This is a genomic window from Shouchella oshimensis (assembly GCF_004375095.1).
Taxonomy (GTDB): Bacteria; Bacillota; Bacilli; order Bacillales; family Bacillaceae_D; genus Shouchella; species Shouchella oshimensis.
The window spans coordinates 364,549-385,331 of sequence record NZ_SNUX01000004.1; the positions used below are offsets into that span (position 1 = coordinate 364,549).

Genomic DNA, 20,783 nt, shown 5'->3' on the forward strand with positions numbered 1-20,783 from the left:
ATTCGACTAGTATACGGCTCACGATCAAAAAGAACATAGACAATCCAGTCTCTTTGCTTAGTCATTTCCGACCTTTATGTGTTTAGCCAATCAATTGGGCAAATTTTTGCAGCATCAACTTATGTGAATACGCGTTGTAGCTCGTATACAAATGCTTTTCTGCAAAGATTTCATGTACGTGATGGTCTTTTACTGCGCGCATCGATTGCCAGACTGGATTGTTTTGTAGGCGCCTTAATTGCATTCGAATCTGCTTGTTACTTGGTAGCTGGTTATGCTTTCGGTACACGGTAACGATGATACGGTCCGGTTCATACGCCGCTATCCTCTGCACACTCACTTCCTCTATATGAGCAATGCGGTCAATGCCTTCTGGGGCCCTTACGTGCAAGTCTCCGTACAGGACGGAGCCGATGTTTCGCTTCCCATAGATACACTGAGTACCGTCACCAATACCTATAATCAGTACCCGCTCGTCCCTTACCTTTTCACGTATCCGTTCCTTCACGTTCTCGACTTGCTCTCTATAGGCTGTTAAAAAGGCAGCTGCCTCTTTTTCTCGTCCGATAACTTTCGCAATCGTGTTCAAATGGGCACGCCAATCGTCTTGATAATTCAGGACGATGGTAGGAGCAATATGGGTTAAAAGCGCTTCTTTTTGGGTTTGAGATTCAGTGGTCATTCCTGTCCGTACAAGTAAATCTGGTTTCATCGCCAGTAATCGTTCTAAATCCGGACCTTTCTCCCCAATGGACTTAGTCTCCATTAAATGCTCTAGCGCAGGAAACGATTCGTCTATAATGGCCGCATATGGTTTTACGCCAAGGGCAATTAAATGTCCCGTAACCAAATGATTCAAAGAAGCAATCCTTTGGGTTTGTTTAAATGTATGGCTATAAACAGAAGGGGCATAGCCTTCTTTTCGTTTGAATTTGCGGCTAAAATAAAACTCATCATTAAACCCAACCTGCCTTGCAATCGCGTGCACGCTTAACCGGTTCTCAAGCAACAGCTTCTTAGCTTCTTGCAATCGAACGTGGTTCACATACGCCATCGGACTCATTTTTACATGCACCTTAAATTTCCTCGCATAGTAGTCGACTTGAAGCTCCGTTCTCTCAGCGAGTTGTTCTCGGGTCAGCTCTTGATGATAATGGGTTTCGATATAGCGCTTGCTTTGTGTGATTCGGGCTTCAATGGATTCATTCATCTCTTGCTGTTTAAATAAAAGTGTACTCACTAATTCTTGGAAATAGCCATTTGCTCGAAGATAGCCTATATCTGATCCTTCTTTAAAATGTGTGACTATTTCATCGAGTAGGTGCTCAAAACGATAAGGCATTTCCAACTCGGTCTCCTTTGGAAAAAGACATGCAGTCGGTTTGAACACATGATCCTCTTCTTTTAATGCAAGGAATTCAATATAGTAGCCGCTTGTAAGCTCCATTGTCTGATTCTGTTCAAAATGCGCAGGGATAAACCTTATGTTCCTCTCATTCGATGTTATTTCCATTAGGAAGCCATGATGACCCTGTCCTTGTCTTATCACTTGAAGGCTTTGAGCGTATGTAATCGATGTTAATTGAAGGATCATTTCCTTCCCCATCATAATCGAATCCCCTTTCACAATCTTAAAAGTCGTTTTCTTTCATATTAAAACGGAAATATCCATGGACGCTTCTCTCTTGCTTTACTATCATTATAGTTGATTATGATTCTCACTATCAATTGAAAGCAGGGTATGTATGAACAATACATGGAAAAAAACAAGTCTTGTATGCATGACGCTCCTTCTCAGTGCCTGTTCAACGAGCACGGAAGAAAACATAGAGCATTCAGATAACGAAGTCATTGAACATATAAAGGGTGAATTTGTCGTAGAAGACAAGCCAGAGCGAGTCGTTGTATTAGATGTACAATATTTAGACCAAATGATGGCTTTAGACGAGATCCCTGTCGGAACCGTTTACGCTGAAACTGATAACGGTCTGCCAGAGTATCTTGGTGAGGCGCCTAGTGATGCGACTTTGCTAGGTACCTACCTCGAACCGAATTTAGAAGCGATCATTAGCACCGATCCTGATCTCATTATTGCCACAGATACTCATGAAGACATCTATGATCAATTAGAACGAATTGCTCCTACCATCATGTTCGATCGAATGGAAGATTGGCAGACAGTGCTCCTTTCCTTTGGGACAATCTTAGATCAAACGGAAAAAGCAGAAACGGTGATAGCCGATTACACAACAAAAGTGGACGAGCTAAAAGCCGATTTGGAAGAATCGGTAGGCGATGAAGTCGTTGGTCTCATTCGACCCAGGGATGATATGATACGCCTTCACACTACATCCCACCGAACAGCACAAATCTTGTATGACGATCTCGGTCTGACGCCACCAGAAATGGCTACGTTAAGTTCTGATTCCAGTACGATGATCTCCCTTGAAGTCATGCCAGATTTAGAAGCTGATCATCTCTTCTTACTGCAAGACGACACAAACCTAGACTTAACAGCGTCTTTCCAAGCATCCTCTGTCTGGCAAGGGCTAGGTGCTGTAAAGAACGATCACGTTTACGAGAAAAACACCGGTCTCTGGATCGGCTACTACGGTCCAATTGCTATAAACTTGGTCGTTGATCAAATTGCAGAAGAACTGCTGTGACGACAAAAAAACAACTACCCTTTCAAAATTTATGGGTGGTTGTTTTTGTATTTAAAGAAAATGGTCATTCAGTTTTTTGTTTAAAATTGGAGAATTTGCTAAAATTAGATTGTTCTTATCCGAAAGGAGGAGTCTTTATTAGAAACAAAGTCGGCCTTTTCATTACTGCCATTTTCCTTTTTGGCACACCAATAGCCATGTATTCCTTTCACTTATTTCCTGGCGTGTTCACTTATGAGACAACTGAGACTCAACTCTTCGTACGACAAGGTGTGTTCCAACCACATTCCATTTCTTTAGAAAAAGAAGATTTTACCCAGCAGGAGCTTTCTTTAATTACACATTCGATTGACTCGTTACAAGCCAGGGGATTTATGTATTCTTCCCTATTAGCAATGAATATCGGTTTCGTCCTATTTAATTGGCATCGACCAAAGTGGAGAATCCTTTTTCTCGTGATCGCTTTAGCCCTCATACCCCTTTTTTCCTTCTTGTATCTAGACCAGATCCAATCCATTAAAGACTTGTTGCCTTAAGGGAGGTTCTCGCTTTTCCTTAAGGTCTACTGCTATTCTTTTTAGTCTCTCATGATTTGCGTATTTCAATAAACATTTTAATTAAATCAGCTCATTCATTTATTATTGTCGGTAGATCAGAATCTTTATTAAACGTATAGGTTTCATGATCGATTTGAATTCTTACTTCATCATTCCCGTTAAACATCATTTTTTGTCCATTAAATTTTTCACTGTTTATCTTATAGGTTGTCTCTGAAACGTATTCATATGTTCCTTTATCCGTTTCACTTTCGTTGTAGAAATAAAATGTACGATTATCATCTAAATCAAATACCATTGTTGCAAAAGGTAGATCACTGCTTAAATAGGTTCCTTTAAGCGCACTATTTTTTGGAGGTTTGTTGAATACTAATGCAATGACAGAGATTAGCAAAATACTTAAAAAGATACCTATGACAATTGATTTTTTTGAAATATGGTTTTTGCTCAAAATAGAAAGAACCTCCTCTTTTAGGTCATATACTATCATTATGATACAAGACCATTCCTTATTTTCTTTTTAGCTTCATGCTATTTTTAGTCCATACTCGCCACCAGAATTCACGATTGAATTTATCCTCAATCCAAATTCTTCGGTGGCATTTACTTAAAATTAATTCTTTTACATCTTATTTTATCAGAACAAATGATAAATAACCCTGCCATTAGCAGGGTTGAGGTTACGTAATAAGAAATTTTCCTACCTCTATGTACAAATGCCCCTCTGCTCCACACTAAAAAACCCTCTGACTGTATTCCAAAGCCAGAGAGGGAGGATTATTGGTCCTGCTACATTAACGTGAATGAATCCATTCTGTACTTTCAGCCTGTGCTTCTTTAAGCGCTTGCTCGACAGACAGGGTTCCTGTCAGAGCGCCTTCTATCTTCGCTTGAAGAATGTATCGTGGTTGCGAGGATGCCCACGGATAACGTGGGGTGACAGCGTTCGTCATGGCCTCTAAAACAGGGGGCATCAGCGCCATTTCTTGAATACTATCCCATTCTACCGCTTCTTTAATCACAGGAGTGCTGCCCCATTCTTCCCAGAGAAAGCGCTGAAAATATTCGCTTGAACTGAACTTAATAAATTCCCATGCTAGGTCTTTGTTTTGACTCGTCTGACCGATGGCAAAGGGACTTCCAGAGAACATACTCCCTGCACCTTCCTCATTCTTAAACGTTTGGACAACAGGAAAGCGGTCTTCTAGTTCTTGGGCATAGATTGGTTTCATGTTTCCATTCCCTTGGTTAACGGCTATTGCGATATTGTTACTAGGGGTTAACCAACGATCGTTTCCTTGTCCGTTAATAAAGCTTCTTGGCATATAGTTAGACAGTTCCATCATAGCATGCAGCGCTTGCTCCATTTCTTCTGAATCAAAGTTCAACTCGATTTCTTCCCACCGTTGACCAGTGCCCCATTCACCACCAAACCCCTCCATAAAATTGGTTGCTGTTAAGGCGGTGTCATGTGTGCCTGCAAAGTAAATGCCATAGTTTTGTTCACCTGTGACCGGGTTCTCTCCTGTCATTTGCTTTGCTTTTTCCATTACTTCTTCAACAGTCGGGTAATCAGATAAGGGTTCCACGCCCCATTGTTCAAATAGCTCCTTATCATATTGAATAAATCGGCCATCTCCTAGCACAGGTAACGAGTAGATTTGCAAATCATCGTCTTCTGGCCCAAATGTCATCCAGCCTTCTACTAAATTATCGTGGTAGACACTTAAATCAAACGCATCTTCCTCAATGTATGGTTGGAGCGGTTCAAGTAAGCCTTGAGCTGCAAAGTCATTCACACCTGGCATTTGATAGACGTCTGCTTGACTTCCAGCTATCATCGCTTGAGTATTTGGTACATAATTATTCCATGGCATGATGACAAAATCGATGGTAACGCCGGGATGCAGTCGTTCAAACTCTTCTTTCACCGCATGAAACCCTGTTGATTTATGAGCAGTGATCGGATCGGTTGTGTCTTGAAACTTAAATTCTCCAATCATCGCAATGGTTAAATCACTTTCCTCTAGCTGAGGGCTCTCCTCTCCTTCTTGGGGCAAGCAGCCTGGTAAGAGTAGTAGAGACGTGGCGACGAAACAAACAACAGGCAATCGCTTTACATCCATTTGAACTCCTCCTATTCTTTTAAACCGCTTAATGCGATGCTCTGAATAATGTAGCGCTGTAGAAAGACGAAGACGATAATAATAGGTAACACACTCATAGTCGCAAGAGCCATGGTCATTCCGGCGAGAGATGTGCCATTCTCTAATGAAAAACTTGCTAAAAAGAGTGGAATAGTATGCAAGCGTTCCGAGTTTAACACAACAAGTGGCCAAACGAATTCATTCCAATTGCCCATGAACGATAAAATGATTAATGTTGCGGTAATCGGTCCTGCCAGCGGTGCATAAACCTGAAAGAATGTTCTGAATTCACTAGCGCCATCAATTTGAGCGGCTTCTCGCAAGCTATCAGGAACTTGGTCAAAAAACTGCTTTGCCAGGAACACGCCAAACCCATATAAAATCGATGGTACGATAACAGGCCAAAACGTATTCAGTAACCCTGCTGAGTTAAACATGGTGTATAGAGGAATGAGTCTCGCTTCTATTGGAATCATCATCGTTGCGAGCACAATGATAAACAACAGTTTCTTTCCTTTAAATTGCCCTTTGGAAAACGCATACCCTCCTAATAATGCAGCTGAGATTTGCAAAAACACAGAGCAAAACGTAACAAATGCTGAATTCAGGTACGCGCTGAAAATGCGGCCGTTTTCAAACACAAGCTCATAGTTAAACAAGGAAAACGGGTCCGGAATAAACGTTGGTGGAAATGGTACTTGGATATTAGCCAGTCGATCAAAGCTAATGCTTACCATCCACATAAAAGGTGCGACGACAATAATCGCCACGATGACGAGAGCAACATACAGGACGATCTGTGTTATCTTCTGCATGTTTCTATGGTTATTCATCTTCTCCTTCACCTCCTATAGCTTTAAGCGAGTTAGTTTGATGTTGAGCACCGTAAAGAGCAGAATAATCAGAAATAAAAGAACGGTAATCGCCGAAGCAATGCCAAACTCAAATCCACCAAAACCACGCTCATAAATAAGGGCAACCATCGTTTGTAACGACCTGCCAGGACTTCCCCCGGCTCCTCCTAATACAAAGATTTCTTGAAACCGTTGCAATCCAGAAATCCATCCCATGATAATAAGAAAAGCAAAGGTTCCTGCCATATTCGGAATGGTAATAAAGAGCCATTGTTGAAATCCTGTAGCACCGTCGATTTCCGATGCTTCATAGAGCTCTGGAGAGATTGCCTGTAAATTCGCTAGACAGATGATTATGACGAATCCAATCCAATGCCAAATCGTGAGCAAAATAACGCCCCATTTTGATGTTCCCGGATCGGACAACCACGGTGATGTTGGTAAACCAAGGGTATCTAACACATGGTTAATTAAGCCAACTTCCGGCTGGAGAACGAACATAAAGATCATCGCTGCGGCGACAATGGACGTAACGTTTGGTAAGAAGAACATCACTTTAAACACACTTTTAAAGCGGTTAATACGATTAATCATACTCGCTAAAATAAACCCGATTGGAATGGCTAACAGCAATTGAAAGAAAGCGATATAGAATGTATTGTATACAGCATTCCAAAATGCACCCTGACTTAGAACGCGCTGATAGTTCGTTAAGCCTACCCACGTTTCAATCGTTCCGTTTGAGTTATAAAAACTTAAACGGAATGATTCGAAAACAGGGTAGACTATAAAACAAGCAACACCTAGAAACGTCGGTAATAAAAAGACGTACCAGCTAAGTGTTGATTTGATTGATTTGTTCCGTCTCGTTTGAACATTTGCAGGCATCTCAACCCCTGTTTTCATTCCTTCCCCTCCTGTTTGCTTTAGATTAGAAGATCCGTCGTTTCCAACCGTCTAGCTTAGCAATTGCTTCTGCATAGTAATAGTCGCCATAAATGAGTGAGACATTGATATCACGTCCTGCTGGACAATGGCCCGTTGCAAATGAAAGAATGGCTTCAGATTGACTCGGTGCAAGGGCATGGGAAGTTAGACCTTTCACCAATCGTCTAGCCGCCTGTCCATAGAGCGGCTTTTCCTTTGTCTCAACGGCTGCCTCTATTTCTAAAAGACCTGATGCTGCTATTGCACCTGCTGAACTGTCTTTAGGTGCATGGTCACGTTCCACACACCGGAAATCCCATAGAGGTACGGCATCTTCTGGTAAAGCCGCAATAAAGTGGTGTGCAATCTTCTTTGCCGCTATTAAATACGCCTCCTTTCCAGTATGTCGATAGGCATTTGCAAAGCCGTAAAGTGCCCACGCATTTCCTCTACTCCATGCTGAATCGGCAGCCTCCCCTTGGCCTCCTAACGCTTCAATAAAAGCCCCAGTATGAGGATCAAAAGAAAGAATATGGCTTGTCGTCCCATCCTCTCGAACACCGTATTTAAGGGTTGTATCGGCATGGTGATTGGCAATATGGGCATAGCTTGGATCATTGGTAACGTTACTTGCCCAATATAGTAAGGAGATGTTCATCATACAATCAATAATCGCCCAGCCTTTTTTTTCATCGCCATTCCATGCCTTTATAAAGCCACCAACAGGATTAAAACGACCAGCTAAATAATTCGCTGCTTTTAGCCCTATTCGTAAGCTATTTTCATTTCCAGTTTGTTCGTAATCCATAACTGCCGTTAAAAGAAACTGAAATCCAACATCATGATGAAGTACGATTGGATGGGCCTCAAATGCGGCTTCAATTTTTTCTGTCCACGGTTCTGCTTGTATGCGATAAAACGGATCACCCGTAAGGTCGTGCATCAGCCATAATAAACCTGGATAAAAGCCTGATGTCCACCAATCAACGTCCAGGTCATCGTATTTCCCTTCACGGTTCGTGGCATGAGGTGATTTCTCTCCTATGTTCTTTGCCATCTCCATGACCTTTTCGTTTAGCTGCATGGTCGTCATTCGTGTTTTCTCTGTAATCATGCTCTTCCTCCTTCTTGTCGTTGGACGTTCTTTTTTATGATAGCGCTTCCAAATGAGTGAAAGTAGTGATACAATGATGAAAAATATTGTTCTGTTGTTCAAAACGGGAAGGGTGATGATGCGTGAGTAAACCGTCATTCCAGTTCATACCAGAGCACAAAAAGGCGATTGTCTGGCATAACAATAAAACGAGTTTTCCGATTGAATACTATCACTGGCACCAAGGTTTCGAACTATTAATTGTCTTTAAAGGCTCTGGAAATGTGATTTTAAATCAGCGTGTGACACCGATAACACCAGGGAAATTGTTCTTTTTTCAGCCGTTTCAATTACACCACGTTGCCACATTAAAGAATGAACCTTATGAACGATCAACCCTTCACTTTGATCCACTTCACACCGAGAGACTTCTACATATGTACCCTTCTATGCTCCAACTCTTTTACCACATGCAAAACGATACATTTGATCATCAATTCATTGACTTTACCGCTGATTTCTCCTATATTCAACACCTTTGTCAACTCTACGACGAGAGCTTAGGAACTTGCCCATTGAAAGAGCAAATTGATCGAGAAAATGTGTTCCTTATTCAGCTGTTAGGGTATGTTCAACATCAGCTAAAACATCATTCACCTAGCTTACAGACACGGAATCTTCCCTATGCTGAACGGGTCATGCGCTGGATTGAAGGGAATCTCGCAAGACCATTTAAGCTTGATGAATTAGCAGACGAATTGTTTTTATCTAAGTCCTATCTATCAAAACGGTTTCGTATAGAAACAGGCAGCAGCATTACGACTTACTTAACCGCCAGAAGAATGAAGGAGGCCTGTCACTTATTGCAAACCAGCACACTATCTTTAGAAGCCATTTGTTCAAAAATCGGCATTACGAATGTCTCGTATTTCATTCAAATGTTTAAGCGAGAGCTGCAAACCACTCCCCACCAATATCGACTTAATTTGCAGAAGCAATGACAACCACGTATAAATGGATGGGGAAATTCAGCAATAGCAAAACAGTTTTTCTTTAACTGGCATCCTAGACTATACGTAATGTGATAAAAAGGAGACGATTGGATGGACACTGTGCGCATTGGTATTATCGGGCTTGGTAACATGGGTACTTCACACGCTTCCTACTTGTTTCAAAACAAAATTGAAGGCGCTATCATTGGGGCATTTCTTGAGGAACGATCTGGACGGGTGGCGGAATTACAACGACATTTTGATGGGATTCCTCTTTTCACAGATGAAGACGCTTTCTTCCATTCTGGATTGTTTGATGCTGTATTGATTGCCACCCCTCATTATAGCCACCCTCGCCTCGCTCAAAAGGCTTTTGCAGAAGGGTATCATGTGCTCTGTGAAAAGCCTGCGGGTGTCTTTACGAGTGAGGTTCGTGAAATGAATGAAGCTGCTGCTAAAAGCGGTCTCGTCTTTTCGCTTATGTATAATCAACGAACGAAGCCAATCTATCAAACGTTGCGAAAGCTAATTCATGACGGTGAACTGGGTTCGATTAGAAGAATGAATTGGATTATTACGAACTGGTATCGATCACAAAGCTACTACGATTCTAGTAACTGGCGCGCAACTTGGGCAGGAGAAGGCGGTGGTGTTCTTATTAATCAATGTCCCCATCAGCTCGATCTTTGGGGATGGTTGCTACAGATGGAGCCAAAGCGCCTGCGAGGGTTTTGTTCATTTGGCAAATACCGCGACATTGAAGTGGAAGACGATGTAACGGCCTATCTTGAATACGAAACAGGTGCGACCGGCGTCTTTATTACAACAACGGCTGAAGCGCCCGGGACGAACCGGCTCGAAGTAACAGGAACGAAAGGAAAAGTCGTGATTGAAAACGATGAGCTGACCTTTTGGCAGTTGGAAACAGAGGAACCAGCATTTAACCAATCGTACAAAGGTGGTTTCGGCGCACCGAACAGCCAACTTATTCCGATTGAAGTGAAAGAGGATGCCACTGATCATGAAGGGATTACCCAAAACTTCGTCAATGCGATTCGAACAGGAGAGCCATTAATTGCGCCAGGTGAAGAAGGTATTTATGGATTAACACTTTCCAATGCGATGCAGCTATCGACTTGGATCGATGATTGGGTGTCTTTTCCTCTCGATGAATCGCTGTATGAAAAAGAGTTATCAAAGCGTATTCAGCAATCTCAAGGAAAAAATCATGCTACTGAAACAACATTGGATGTGTCTGGTAGTCATTAAGGAGGGTCTATAATGGGAAAGCAGGATGGCATGACCTATGCACCAAAGGGAAAACCAAACAAAGTTGTGCAACCAGAGGACTTTTTAGTTGCAGCCATCGCTCTTGATCATGGGCATATCTATGGGATGTGTAATGGCTTGATTGAAGCAGGCGGTACACTTGCAGCTGTTTATGATCCGGATCCAGAGAAGGTGGCTCGATTTATTGACGTGTACCCTAGCGTTCGTGTTGCTTCATCTGAAAGTGAGATTTTGACGGATCCCTCCATCCACTTGATTGCGGCGGCCGCTATCCCATCTGAGCGAGCAAACCTTGGCATTCGCGCAATGGAAGCAGGGAAAGATTATTTTACCGATAAGACCCCTTTTACAAGCCTTGAACAACTTGAATTAGCGAAAGCAGCCGTTAAGCGAACAGGAAGAAAGTACATGGTCTATTTTAGCGAGCGCCTTCACGTTGAATCTGCAGTCTATGCAGGCGAACTCATAGCGAATGGAGCAATTGGCGACGTCATTCAAGTGACTGGCTTTGGTCCTCATCGACTTCAAGCAGAGAATCGGCCTGAATGGTTTTTTCAAAAAGACAACTATGGTGGCATCCTCTGTGACATTGGGAGCCATCAAATTGAACAGTTTTTATTTTATGCCGGTTGTTCAGACGCTCAAATCCTTCATAGTAAGGTTGCGAATTATGCAAACCCTGCCTTCCCTGAATTGGAAGACTACGGAGACGCTACTTTAGTTGGGAATACAGGGGCAACTCAGTTTTTTAAAGTGGATTGGCACACGCCTGATGGGTTGAGCACATGGGGTGACGGTCGAACGTTTATTACAGGCACAAAAGGAACAATTGAACTTCGGAAATATGTGGATGTTGCGAGAGAAAAAAGCGGCGATCACCTATACTTAGTCAATCAAGATGGTGAACACCATTTTTCCTTGCAAGGAAAAGTTGGCTATCCGTTTTTTGGTGAACTCATTTTAGACTGCATCCATAGGACGGAACGGGCGATGACCCAGGCACACGCATTTAAAGCAGCCGAACTCTGCTTACTTGCGCAACAACAAGCCGTGCATCTTACCTCAAGGGAGAATGTCCGATGAGCGGGCTTCTCCCACTAAACGAACGATTAAACTTTACGTATCAGGCAGATCATAAAAATGTTCAGAACCTCCCTTTTCATTCTCACGAACTTGCTGAAATTTACTATTTTCATCAAGGAAAGTGCACGTATTTCATTGGGGATCAAATCTTGCATTTACAGCCTGGCGATATGATTTTAATGAACGGTTTAACACTGCACTGTCCGAAGCTATTTCGCGATCAGCCCTACGTTCGTTCTACCCTACATTTTGATCAAGCTTATTTTCAGCGTGTTTTTGAAACAATGGGCTATTCAACTATGCTCGCAACGTTCACTCAAGTGAAACCCCTCCGCCTCCCGTTTCGAGGAACGGAAAAAGAGGAAGTGGAGACCTATTTGAAGCGATTAAACGATTGTAAGCCTCTGAGAGAGTCAGATGAATTCGCTCGCTTTCAACTGGCTTTTATGGATTTCCTCGCATTTCTCTCGTCCCATTCAGATAAACATGGGGACCGACCCTCATCTTATATGACTCAAAAAGAGAAGACCGTGCAGGCTATTGTAGGGTTTATTGAAGCGAATTACCAAGAGGATTTAAAACTTGAGGCGATTGAGGATGCATTGCATATGAGCAAGTATCATTTGGCGAAAGTGTTTAAAGAGATGACTGGGGCAACGATTTTTAAGTACTTATATCAACGACGAGTGAATCAAGCTAAAATTGAATTTCTGCTCCATCAAGCAAGCGTGACAGAAGTCTGTTATCAGGTTGGCTTTAACTATCCATCCCACTTCACAAAGGTTTTCAAACAATTAACAGGCTTGACACCTGAACAATACAAGCGCCAAGCCGTTGCTGAGTAAGCTGGTTGCTTTTACCAGCTTATTTTTTTTGCTTTTGTTCCTGAAGCGCATCTGCAAAACGGTGCAGATTGCTTAGGCTCATTCGTAAACTATCCATAGGGGCACCTTTACATACGTCTTGCTCGACGACGTACCACTCAATTCCATGCCGCTCTCCCCATTGTAAAAGGGGTGGGAAATCAATAATCCCTTCACCTACTTCTGCAAACGTTCGGTCCTCATCTGCGGTCATATCTTTCAAATGAATAACTGGCATTCTTCCTTTGTAAGGCTCCACATAGGAAAGGGGATCATGCCCACCTTTTGCTACCCAAAATACATCAATTTCAGCAAAAATGGCATTATCCTCACGTGGCTCTAGTAAATAGGCAAGTGCATCCATCCCTTCAAGCTGCGTTTCAAATTCAAATGCATGATTGTGGTAGCCAATTCGTAACTCTGGTGCTGCTTTTGCTAACCCATTTAATGTCATCTTCACTTCACGGTACCCACTTTCCGTTTGAAGAGACTCAGGTAAATATGGACAAAACACATCGGTTGTTCCGTATTTTTTTGCTTCTTGTCTGACAAGATCAAATTCGTTAGTTAAACGGTCAAACGAAACGTGCATCCCAGCTGTAGCAACACCATTCTTTTTTAAATGGTAGGCGACTTCGTCTTGATCATAGCCAAGTGGCAACCCAGAGAGTTGAATACCAGCATAGCCCATTTCCGCAATTTCTTTAAAAACAGGACCAATCCCTGCCGATTTCAACTCATCTCTTACCGTAAATAACGTTGCAGCGAACTTATCTTTCATTGGATCAGCTCCTTACGCCTTTTCTCTTACTATAAAAGGATTTTGAAGAAGATGCTTTTCTCTTATTGGCATACATACCCATCTAGTAACACTACATTGCTACACGTTACGTTAACGCTTCCATTGGAACTGGGTCCATATCGGTGAATGTATAATTCTCACCTGCCATGGCCCAAATGAACGTGTAATGACTTGTTCCCACACCAGAATGAATAGACCACGGTGGTGAAATAATGGCTTGTTCATTTTTCACAATGATGTGACGGGTTTCGTTGGGCTGTCCCATAAGGTGCATAACCCTTGAAGATGGCTCCATATCAAAGTACAGATACGCTTCCATTCGTCGGTCGTGTAAATGAGCTGGCATTGTATTCCACATATTATTCGGCTCAAGCAATGTCATACCAACCATGAGCTGACAGCTTTGGATTCCTTCTTGGTGAATGTACTTATAAATAGTGCGGCGGTTCGATTCTGCGTCTGTGCCAAGCTTAGTCGGTACCGCTTCTGAGATTGGCAATTTCTTCGTTGGATACGATTGGTGAGCCGTTGCAGAAACGAGATAGAACCGAGCCGGGTAAGCAGCATCCTCGCTCTCAAATTGAACGACTTCCTTCCCTTTTCCAATGTACAAGCAATCTCGTTTGACAAGGGTATAGACTTCCCCATCCACACGCACTGTCCCTTCACCGCCAATATTGATCACAGCAATTTCTCTTCGCTCTAAAAAATAAGCTGTTTTTAAGACATCACTCCAGTCTAATCGCAACGTTTTTTCTACAGGCACCGCTCCTCCAATAACAAGTCGATCATAATGCGAATACGTCCATTGCAAGGTGTCTGTTTGGAACAGGGATTCAATTAAAAACGCTTCTCGAACCTCACTTGTGCTGTACGACTTAAAATCAATCGGATTCACTTCATACCGAATATCCATTCCCTCGCCTCTTTTCCTTTATTATGAACTTAACCATCCACCATCTACTGCAAGAATATGCCCATTCACATACGAAGAAGCATCAGATGCAAGAAACACCACCGGCCCTTTTAAATCAGCAGGCTCCCCCCATCGCCCCATCGGAATTCGTGAAGAAATCGATTCATATCGTTGTTCATCGTTTCGAATCGCTTCTGTGTTGGACGTCACCATATAACCAGGTGCAATCCCGTTAACACGAACCCCTTTCTTTCCCCACTCGTTTGCGAGAGACTTAGTCAATCCAGCAACTGCATGCTTGCTAGCTGCATACGCTGGAACACGTAAACCACCTTGAAATGAGAGCATTGATGCAATCGTAATAATAGATCCTTTTCCTTGTTCAACCATTCGCGTTCCTACTGCTCTTGAAAGGGAAAAAACAGCATCTAAGTTGATTTGCATAACCGACCGCCACATTTCATCGGTAAAGGCTTCTGCTTCAGCACGTTTAATCGTTCCTGCATTATTGACCAAAATGTCAACGCTTTCAAAAAGGTCAAATACTTGTTTAGCAAGCTTTTCGGCTCCTGTTTTAGCGGCTAAATCGGCCTCTAGTCCAATAAAGGTACTGCCACACCGCTCTACAGCAGCCTTTGTCTCACTCATATCACTTACGCCAGCACCAATAATCGTTGCCCCTGCTTCTGCAAGGCCAATCGCCATCCCTTGCCCTAGCCCACGACTGGCACCTGTTACTAAAGCAGTTTTTCCCGATAGTGAGAACAATCGTTACCCTCCTAATGTTCATTTGTGTTCGTTTGGGTTTGATAATAGCACAATTATTCTCATTAGACAATCTTTTTAATACACTTGTATGCCTTGCTTTTCCAACTCGGCTTTCATTGACTGGTCGATTTGCGTATCTGTTACAATTCCGTCAAGTGCGCTTATCTCTGCAAATGTCATTAATCCGGTCTGACCAAATTTTGTTGAGTCTGCTAGTAAAATAACTTCTTCTCCAGCAGTAATTATTTTTTTCTTCCATTCAATATGTTGTTGATTTAACACAGATAATCCATTTTTTACTGAGATTCCAGTCGTGCCGATAAATGCTTTCTTTACATAGAAGGCATCAAGCATGTTTATTGTCTCTGTGCTGTAAAGAGCAGAACTCGTTCCTTGACGTACGCCTCCTAGCATGATGAGTTGAATGGCTTCTTTTTCATATAGTTCAGCCCCTACTTGAATGTCATTTGTAATAACCGTTAGTGGTTGATCGCCTAACGTTTCTGCAAATGCCACTGCAGTGCTGCCTCCATCTAGCAAGATGACGTCATGATCTGCTAAGCATGTCTTGGCTTTTAAAGCGATTTCCTTTTTCTTTTCGCCGTGGCTCTGTTGTCTTTTTTGAATGGGTAACAAGCTCGTTTCTGTCTCTAACAAAACGGCTCCACCATGGACACGCTTAAGGAAATGCTTGGCTTCAAGTGCCTCTAAATCAAGGCGGATGGTTTTTTCTGTTACATTCAATTGCTTACTTGCTTCTGATACTCGAATGGATCTATGTTCAGCTAAATAAGCGAGCAAGCGCTCATGTCGTTCAATCGTTAACATGCTTTTCACCTCGTTAGTAAATATCGCACATTATCAAACATTTGTAAACGTATCCTTAGAGCAAAAAAGTAGAGGCTGGGACAAAAGTAGATAGACAGACAAAAAGGACGAACATTCCTGAAAATAGGAACGTTCGTCGTTTGTTTTATATGAAAATTAGCAGAAGGAAAATCCGAAGACTCCTGGGGGATCAGCACGTGTCTGAAGACTCTGGAGTGGCGGTTTTCCACGGAGAGGCTGAGGCCGTGTCCCCGGAAAGCGAAGGATTCTCCTGTAGCGGTGCTACTCAGCATATTTTAGACTATTCGTCTTTTCAACTACTACTTTTCGTTATGTCCAAGCCTCTACTCACCTATCTTCTAAACGTAGATAATTGTTCATTTAGTTCAAACGTTTTCCCATATACCTGTTGATAGACATTGAATAGTTGCTGATACGTCTTCACGTTTGCTTCGTTAGGGACGAATTCTTCCTCAATGGACAGAAACGCATCGCCGCATTCCTTCAACGAGGCAAACCAACCACATCCATAAGCGGCCAGCATAGCAGCACCCATCGCAGGGCCTTGCTCTGTTGACAACTTCACGACCTTAGCGTTAAAGATGTCGGCTTGAATCTGTAACCACGAGGCACTTTTTGCTCCGCCTCCAATAGAAATAATCGTCTCAATTTCTTTTCCATATTGTCTAAACAACATCACAGATTCGTGTAAGGAAAACGTAATGCCTTCGACAACTGCACGCACAAAGTGAGCATGCTTATGACCACTGTCCATGCCGATAAAACTAGCTCGAATGGTTGCATCAGCATGGGGAGTTCTCTCACCTACAAGATACGGTGTAAACAGCAAACCATTGGCCCCTGCCGGCACCTCTTCTAGTTCAGCGAGCACTTCATCAAAACGTTTTTCTTGCGCGAACGTTTCTTTAAACCATTGAAGACTGTAGCCAGCCGCAAGGGTTACCCCCATTGTATAAAAGCGCTCTGCAACCCCATGATGAAAATAATGAACGTTACCTTGAAAATCTTTATCGCTGCTTTCCTCGTAAGAGAGAACCACACCAGACGTTCCAACACTAACGAGGGTTTTCCCTTCTTCATAGATACCTGCACCGATGGCGCCACAAGCATTATCAGCTCCTCCAGCGAACACATTGGTTGCGTTCGAAAGTCCGGTGCGTTTGGCGACCTCATCGGTTAATACCCCTACCTTATCATGAGCGTTTACAAGTGGCGGAAACAGAGCTTTATCAAGACCCACTAATCTCGCAATCTCTTCACTCCAGCATGATTGTTTGACATCTAATAAAAGAGTACCAGCTGCATCCGAATAGTCCATATGGAGCGCGTTGGTTAGCTTGAGACGAAGATAATCTTTCGGTAAAAGAAAGCTTTTTACTCGATTAAATACTTCTGGCTCATGGTTTTTCACCCATAACAGTTTCGGTAACGTAAACCCGTCTAAAGCTAGATTTTGCGTCAGCTCAAGCAGTTTTTCTCTACCTACTTTTTCGTAAATCTCTTTACACTCTTCTCCCGTTCTCGTATCATTCCAAAGAATGGCGTGCCGCAGGGGCTGTTGCTGTTCATCAAGTAGAACAAGACCGTGCATTTGTCCAGAAAAACTCATTCCTTCTATGTCCAATGGGTTGCCTGTAAAGTGAGTAACCATTTCGGCTAACCCTTCTAAGGTTTTCTCTACCCACTCGTTTGGATCTTGTTCGCTATACCCAGATTTGTGTTGAATAAGGGGGTATGCTTTTGATCGCTCATGAACCGTTTCACCTTGTCGGTTAACAAGAGTAATCTTCACCCCGCTTGTTCCTAAATCAATGCCAATCACATACTTCACGTTATCACCACACCTAGCCCTAGGTTTTTCTATTGATCTGCGTACATTGTTAATACGTATTGATTGATGATGCCTTTTATACGCTCGAGCTTTCCAGACGTTTGTTGGATTGTATCTAACGTATACGCATGTTGCTCCAATTCTTGTAAGCTAACTGTTCCGTCTACAATTTGTTTGCCAATCCCGGTGGAATAACTTTGGTAGCGATCTTCAACAACTGCTTCTAGTACACCATCATCAAGCAACTTTTGTGCTACTTTTAAACCAACAGCAAAGCTGTCCATACCCGCTATATGTGCTTCAACTAGGTCTTCTGCTGCGAAGGAGCCTCTTCTCACTTTTGCGTCGAAGTTTAATCCTCCCCGCCCAAGTCCACCATTCTTTAGAATTTCATACATGGCGAGTGTTGTCGCATAAATGTCTGTTGGAAACTCATCCGTATCCCATCCTAACAGAGGATGGCCTTGATTGGCGTCAACGGAACCAAGCATTCCATGTATACGTGCGTAGTGAAGCTCGTGCTCAAATGTATGACCTGCTAATGTCGCGTGATTGGCTTCAATGTTAAATTTAAAATCCTTCTCTAATCCGTAGTGTTGGAGGAACGCGTAGCCACTCGCCACATCAAAGTCATATTGATGGGACGTAGGTTCTTTTGGCTTTGGTTCAATTAAAAACTGTGCATCAAACCCAATTTCTTTTGCGTATGCAACGGCTAAATGAAAGAAACGTCCAAGATTATCTAGCTCCAATTTCATATCCGTATTCAAGAGAGTTTCATAGCCTTCACGCCCTCCCCAAAACACATAGTTCTCTGCACCGAGCTCTTTTCCTATTTCTAGCCCTTTTTTCACTTTAGCCGCAGCATAAGCGAACACATCTGCATGGTTTGATGAAGCCGCTCCATGTACAAAACGAGGGTGAGAGAAATTATTTACTGTATTCCACAATAGCTTTGTCTTGCTATCTTTCATATAGTCTTTCATCATAGCAACAATAACATCTTGATTTTTATTGCTTTCCTTCAGGTTCTCGCCTTCTGGCGCAATGTCTACATCGTGAAAACAAAAGTAAGGCACACTTAATTTTTCAAAGAACTCAAAGGCCGCTTCTACTCGCGCTTTTGCCAAATCAAGACCTTTTAAATGATTCCACGGTCTAATCGCCGTTCCTACTCCAAATGGATCTGTTAAATCTTCTGTAAACGTATGCCAGTAGGCTACCCCAAATCGCAAATGGTCTTCCATCGTCTTATCGCCAATAACCTCTTCGGCATTGTAGAATTTAAAAGCAAATGGATTGGTTGAATTCTTCCCTTCGTAGCGAACGTTTGATACCGTTGAAAAATAAGTCATTGTTCATTCCTCCTATAGTTATCCTTTAACAGCACTCGATGAAATTCCTTCCACAATCTTGTTACTAAAAAAGAAAAATGCGATTAAAATCGGTAGCACACTAATGACGAGCGTTGCTCCAATAGCGCCCCAGTCCGTCATATATTGACCAACAAAGTTTTGAATTCCGACGGTTAATGTCTTGTAGCGATCGGAACTGATGAACGTATTCGCAAAAACGAACTCGTTCCAGTTGTAAATCATATTAATAATCGCTGTTGTTGACAAAACAGGAATAGTGAGCGGCAAAATAATGGTGAAAAAGAGCCGATGCAAGGAAGCGCCGTCAATAATAGCAGCTTCTTCTATTTCTTTGGGAATCGTATAATAAAATCCTAAAAGAATCATCATCGTAATCGGCAAATTATAAGCTGTATACGTTAAAACGATGGCCCAAGGGTTATCAATAATCCCTGCATCTAGAAACATACTAAACAATGGAATGAGCGACGAATGGATGGGAATCATTAACCCGATCATAAATAGCCCAAGGACGAGTTTGTTTAGCCTCCAATGCATTCTCGTAATGACGAAAACAGCCATACTCGCAAAAAGTAATGTAAAGAAAATTGATATAGTCGTAATCCAAACACTATTAAAAAAGTAATTACCAATGCCTGCTTCCCAGACGCTGTAGTAATTTTCCCATTTAATCGCTTGCGGTAAAGCAAATGGATTCCCTGCAAAAATTTCACGGTTGTCTTTTAAAGAGAAGAGAAACAACCATACAATAGGGAACACTTGAATGATGGCTACGATACTCAAGCTTCCGTATAACAGGAAGTAACCGAGCTTTTTCATGCAATCACCTCTCGTTAATATTGGATATCTTCTTTATCCGCGGTTAATTTGCGAACAATATAGGTGACAATTAAGGTAATAACTAGAAGAGCAAAACCAACTGCGCTACCATAGCCAAAGTTGTAGCTACCAAAAGCAAGCTTATACATATAAGAAGCCATCACTTCACTTGCTCCGTTAGGTCCTCCGCCGGTCATGACAAAGATCAAATCAAAGTATTTTAGTGAACCAACAACCGCAAGAACAATGGTGACTTTAATCACACCCATAATTAATGGGAGCTTAATACGAAGGGCAATTTGCAATGGACTTGCACCATCGATCTTCGCTGCTTCAATAATCGTTTCTGGTATTCCTTTTAATGCTGCATAATAAATCAGAATATAAAATCCAGCGTACTGCCAAAGTATCGGAATAAAGATGGAATAAAGAACAATCGATGGGTCCGCAAGCCATAGCGGTGGATTTTCCACTCCGATCCAGCCCAACATTGTATTGAGCATTCCGTTTGAAGGGTTATAAATCTTAATCCATAGCTGAGCAATCGCCACAGAAGATAGAAGCATCGGAATTAAATACACTTTACGGAATACATTGGCACCTTTAATTTTTGACGCCAGTATAAGCGAGACGGCTAAGTAAAGAAGTAAACTTAAAGTTGAAAACAGTGCTAACAAAAACGAGTGACCTGCACTCTGCCAAAAGGTAGCATCTTGTACAACGTTTATGTAGTTGTCAAGACCAATAAAGCTCATTTCGCCAATCCCATCCCAGCTCATTAACCCATAATAACCAGTAAGAAGAAGTGGAATAAAGATTAGTACCAGTAGCAGCAATAGGGCTGGAAGAAGGTAGAGGGTTATAAACCACTTGTTTGACATCACTTTGTTCATTTCACACACCCCCATTGAAAGAAGTAAAAAGGGCTCTTCTTACTAAAAAGCCCTTGT

General features: G+C 42.3%; 20 protein-coding genes. 6 read left to right on the top strand and 14 right to left on the bottom strand.

Translation table 11 applies throughout. From position 1 onward, the window contains the following. Positions 1–82 precede the first annotated feature (82 nt). Positions 83–1,609: an ABC transporter substrate-binding protein gene (locus tag E2L03_RS17375; protein ID WP_134259881.1), complete on the bottom strand. Its 1,527-nt coding sequence runs from the start codon at positions 1,607–1,609 to the stop codon at positions 83–85. Between the two features lie 136 nt (positions 1,610–1,745). On the opposite strand from E2L03_RS17375, the gene E2L03_RS17380 reads away from it, so the two are divergent. Beyond that, entirely contained in the window at positions 1,746–2,666 is a 921-nt protein-coding gene (locus E2L03_RS17380) for an ABC transporter substrate-binding protein (protein ID WP_134259883.1), read from the top strand. Continuing rightward, a complete protein-coding gene (locus E2L03_RS17385; protein ID WP_134259885.1) occupies positions 2,663–3,202 on the top strand; it encodes a hypothetical protein in 540 nt (179 codons plus the stop codon). Before E2L03_RS17380 ends, E2L03_RS17385 begins: the two co-directional genes overlap by 4 nt. Positions 3,203–3,293: 91 nt before the next feature. On the opposite strand, the gene E2L03_RS17390 is transcribed toward E2L03_RS17385, so the two are convergent. From E2L03_RS17390 to E2L03_RS17410, 5 genes are all read right to left on the bottom strand, one after another. Beyond that, positions 3,294–3,674 (bottom strand): hypothetical protein, encoded by a 381-nt coding sequence (locus E2L03_RS17390; protein ID WP_134259887.1) that lies wholly within the window; start codon positions 3,672–3,674, stop codon positions 3,294–3,296. Between the two features lie 343 nt (positions 3,675–4,017). After that, a complete protein-coding gene (locus tag E2L03_RS17395) occupies positions 4,018–5,349 on the bottom strand; it encodes an ABC transporter substrate-binding protein (RefSeq protein WP_038483765.1) in 1,332 nt (443 codons plus the stop codon). Positions 5,350–5,360: 11 nt separating this feature from the next. Then, positions 5,361–6,203 (bottom strand): carbohydrate ABC transporter permease, encoded by an 843-nt coding sequence (locus E2L03_RS17400; protein ID WP_134259889.1) that lies wholly within the window; start codon positions 6,201–6,203, stop codon positions 5,361–5,363. Positions 6,204–6,218: 15 nt separating this feature from the next. Further along, entirely contained in the window at positions 6,219–7,130 is a 912-nt protein-coding gene (locus E2L03_RS17405) for a carbohydrate ABC transporter permease (protein WP_035393654.1), read from the bottom strand. 25 nt (positions 7,131–7,155) lie between these two features. Beyond that, positions 7,156–8,265: a glycoside hydrolase family 88 protein gene (locus E2L03_RS17410; protein ID WP_134259891.1), complete on the bottom strand. Its 1,110-nt coding sequence runs from the start codon at positions 8,263–8,265 to the stop codon at positions 7,156–7,158. A 122-nt stretch (positions 8,266–8,387) separates the two neighbouring features. Between E2L03_RS17410 and E2L03_RS17415 the strand changes: the two genes are divergently transcribed. The 4 genes from E2L03_RS17415 (at position 8,388) to E2L03_RS17430 (ending at position 12,454) form a co-directional block, all read left to right on the top strand. Continuing rightward, complete coding sequence (locus E2L03_RS17415; RefSeq protein ID WP_038483771.1) at positions 8,388–9,245, top strand: AraC family transcriptional regulator; 858 nt, start codon at positions 8,388–8,390, stop codon at positions 9,243–9,245. Positions 9,246–9,347: 102 nt separating this feature from the next. After that, on the top strand, positions 9,348–10,505 hold the full coding sequence (locus E2L03_RS17420; RefSeq protein ID WP_134259893.1) for a Gfo/Idh/MocA family protein: 1,158 nt from the start codon (positions 9,348–9,350) through the stop codon (positions 10,503–10,505). 12 nt (positions 10,506–10,517) lie between these two features. Next, positions 10,518–11,609 carry a Gfo/Idh/MocA family protein gene (locus tag E2L03_RS17425; protein ID WP_134259895.1) on the top strand — a complete coding sequence of 364 codons (1,092 nt, stop codon included), beginning with the start codon at positions 10,518–10,520 and terminating at the stop codon, positions 11,607–11,609. Continuing rightward, a complete protein-coding gene (locus E2L03_RS17430) occupies positions 11,606–12,454 on the top strand; it encodes an AraC family transcriptional regulator (protein WP_134259897.1) in 849 nt (282 codons plus the stop codon). The genes E2L03_RS17425 and E2L03_RS17430 overlap by 4 nt, the downstream gene beginning before the upstream one ends. A 19-nt stretch (positions 12,455–12,473) precedes the next feature. Here E2L03_RS17430 and E2L03_RS17435 read toward each other — a convergent pair whose 3' ends face one another. From E2L03_RS17435 to E2L03_RS17470, 8 genes are all read right to left on the bottom strand, one after another. Further along, a complete protein-coding gene (locus E2L03_RS17435; protein WP_124742746.1) occupies positions 12,474–13,253 on the bottom strand; it encodes a sugar phosphate isomerase/epimerase family protein in 780 nt (259 codons plus the stop codon). A 106-nt stretch (positions 13,254–13,359) separates the two neighbouring features. Then, positions 13,360–14,190, bottom strand: a complete 831-nt coding sequence (gene kduI / locus E2L03_RS17440; RefSeq protein WP_124742747.1) for a 5-dehydro-4-deoxy-D-glucuronate isomerase — start codon at positions 14,188–14,190, stop codon at positions 13,360–13,362. Positions 14,191–14,211: 21 nt separating this feature from the next. Next, positions 14,212–14,958 carry a 2-dehydro-3-deoxy-D-gluconate 5-dehydrogenase KduD gene (gene kduD / locus E2L03_RS17445; protein WP_038483783.1) on the bottom strand — a complete coding sequence of 249 codons (747 nt, stop codon included), beginning with the start codon at positions 14,956–14,958 and terminating at the stop codon, positions 14,212–14,214. A gap of 75 nt (positions 14,959–15,033) precedes the next feature. Beyond that, complete coding sequence (locus E2L03_RS17450; protein ID WP_038483786.1) at positions 15,034–15,786, bottom strand: DeoR/GlpR family DNA-binding transcription regulator; 753 nt, start codon at positions 15,784–15,786, stop codon at positions 15,034–15,036. Between the two features lie 352 nt (positions 15,787–16,138). After that, complete coding sequence (gene xylB / locus E2L03_RS17455; protein WP_134259899.1) at positions 16,139–17,638, bottom strand: xylulokinase; 1,500 nt, start codon at positions 17,636–17,638, stop codon at positions 16,139–16,141. 29 nt (positions 17,639–17,667) lie between these two features. Then, the gene (gene xylA, locus E2L03_RS17460; RefSeq protein ID WP_124742749.1) at positions 17,668–18,993 is read right to left on the bottom strand and encodes a xylose isomerase; all 1,326 of its coding nucleotides are present in this window, start codon (positions 18,991–18,993) and stop codon (positions 17,668–17,670) included. Positions 18,994–19,011: 18 nt separating this feature from the next. After that, complete coding sequence (locus E2L03_RS17465; RefSeq protein WP_038483795.1) at positions 19,012–19,833, bottom strand: carbohydrate ABC transporter permease; 822 nt, start codon at positions 19,831–19,833, stop codon at positions 19,012–19,014. 14 nt (positions 19,834–19,847) lie between these two features. After that, a complete protein-coding gene (locus E2L03_RS17470) occupies positions 19,848–20,726 on the bottom strand; it encodes a carbohydrate ABC transporter permease (RefSeq protein ID WP_134259901.1) in 879 nt (292 codons plus the stop codon). Positions 20,727–20,783 lie beyond the last annotated feature (57 nt).

What these genes read in the sequence shown, in the direction of transcription:
- E2L03_RS17375 (WP_134259881.1), bottom strand. Translation starts at nt 1,609, where the DNA reads ATGATGGGGAAGGAAATGATCCTTCAATTAACATCGATTACATACGCT.
- E2L03_RS17380 (WP_134259883.1), top strand. Translation starts at nt 1,746, where the DNA reads ATGAACAATACATGGAAAAAAACAAGTCTTGTATGCATGACGCTCCTT.
- E2L03_RS17395 (WP_038483765.1), bottom strand. Translation starts at nt 5,349, where the DNA reads ATGGATGTAAAGCGATTGCCTGTTGTTTGTTTCGTCGCCACGTCTCTA.
- E2L03_RS17400 (WP_134259889.1), bottom strand. Translation starts at nt 6,203, where the DNA reads ATGAATAACCATAGAAACATGCAGAAGATAACACAGATCGTCCTGTAT.
- E2L03_RS17405 (WP_035393654.1), bottom strand. Translation starts at nt 7,130, where the DNA reads ATGAAAACAGGGGTTGAGATGCCTGCAAATGTTCAAACGAGACGGAAC.
- E2L03_RS17410 (WP_134259891.1), bottom strand. Translation starts at nt 8,265, where the DNA reads ATGATTACAGAGAAAACACGAATGACGACCATGCAGCTAAACGAAAAG.
- E2L03_RS17420 (WP_134259893.1), top strand. Translation starts at nt 9,348, where the DNA reads ATGGACACTGTGCGCATTGGTATTATCGGGCTTGGTAACATGGGTACT.
- E2L03_RS17425 (WP_134259895.1), top strand. Translation starts at nt 10,518, where the DNA reads ATGGGAAAGCAGGATGGCATGACCTATGCACCAAAGGGAAAACCAAAC.
- E2L03_RS17430 (WP_134259897.1), top strand. Translation starts at nt 11,606, where the DNA reads ATGAGCGGGCTTCTCCCACTAAACGAACGATTAAACTTTACGTATCAG.
- E2L03_RS17435 (WP_124742746.1), bottom strand. Translation starts at nt 13,253, where the DNA reads ATGAAAGATAAGTTCGCTGCAACGTTATTTACGGTAAGAGATGAGTTG.
- kduI (WP_124742747.1), bottom strand. Translation starts at nt 14,190, where the DNA reads ATGGATATTCGGTATGAAGTGAATCCGATTGATTTTAAGTCGTACAGC.
- E2L03_RS17450 (WP_038483786.1), bottom strand. Translation starts at nt 15,786, where the DNA reads ATGTTAACGATTGAACGACATGAGCGCTTGCTCGCTTATTTAGCTGAA.
- xylA (WP_124742749.1), bottom strand. Translation starts at nt 18,993, where the DNA reads ATGACTTATTTTTCAACGGTATCAAACGTTCGCTACGAAGGGAAGAAT.
- E2L03_RS17465 (WP_038483795.1), bottom strand. Translation starts at nt 19,833, where the DNA reads ATGAAAAAGCTCGGTTACTTCCTGTTATACGGAAGCTTGAGTATCGTA.
- E2L03_RS17470 (WP_134259901.1), bottom strand. Translation starts at nt 20,726, where the DNA reads ATGAACAAAGTGATGTCAAACAAGTGGTTTATAACCCTCTACCTTCTT.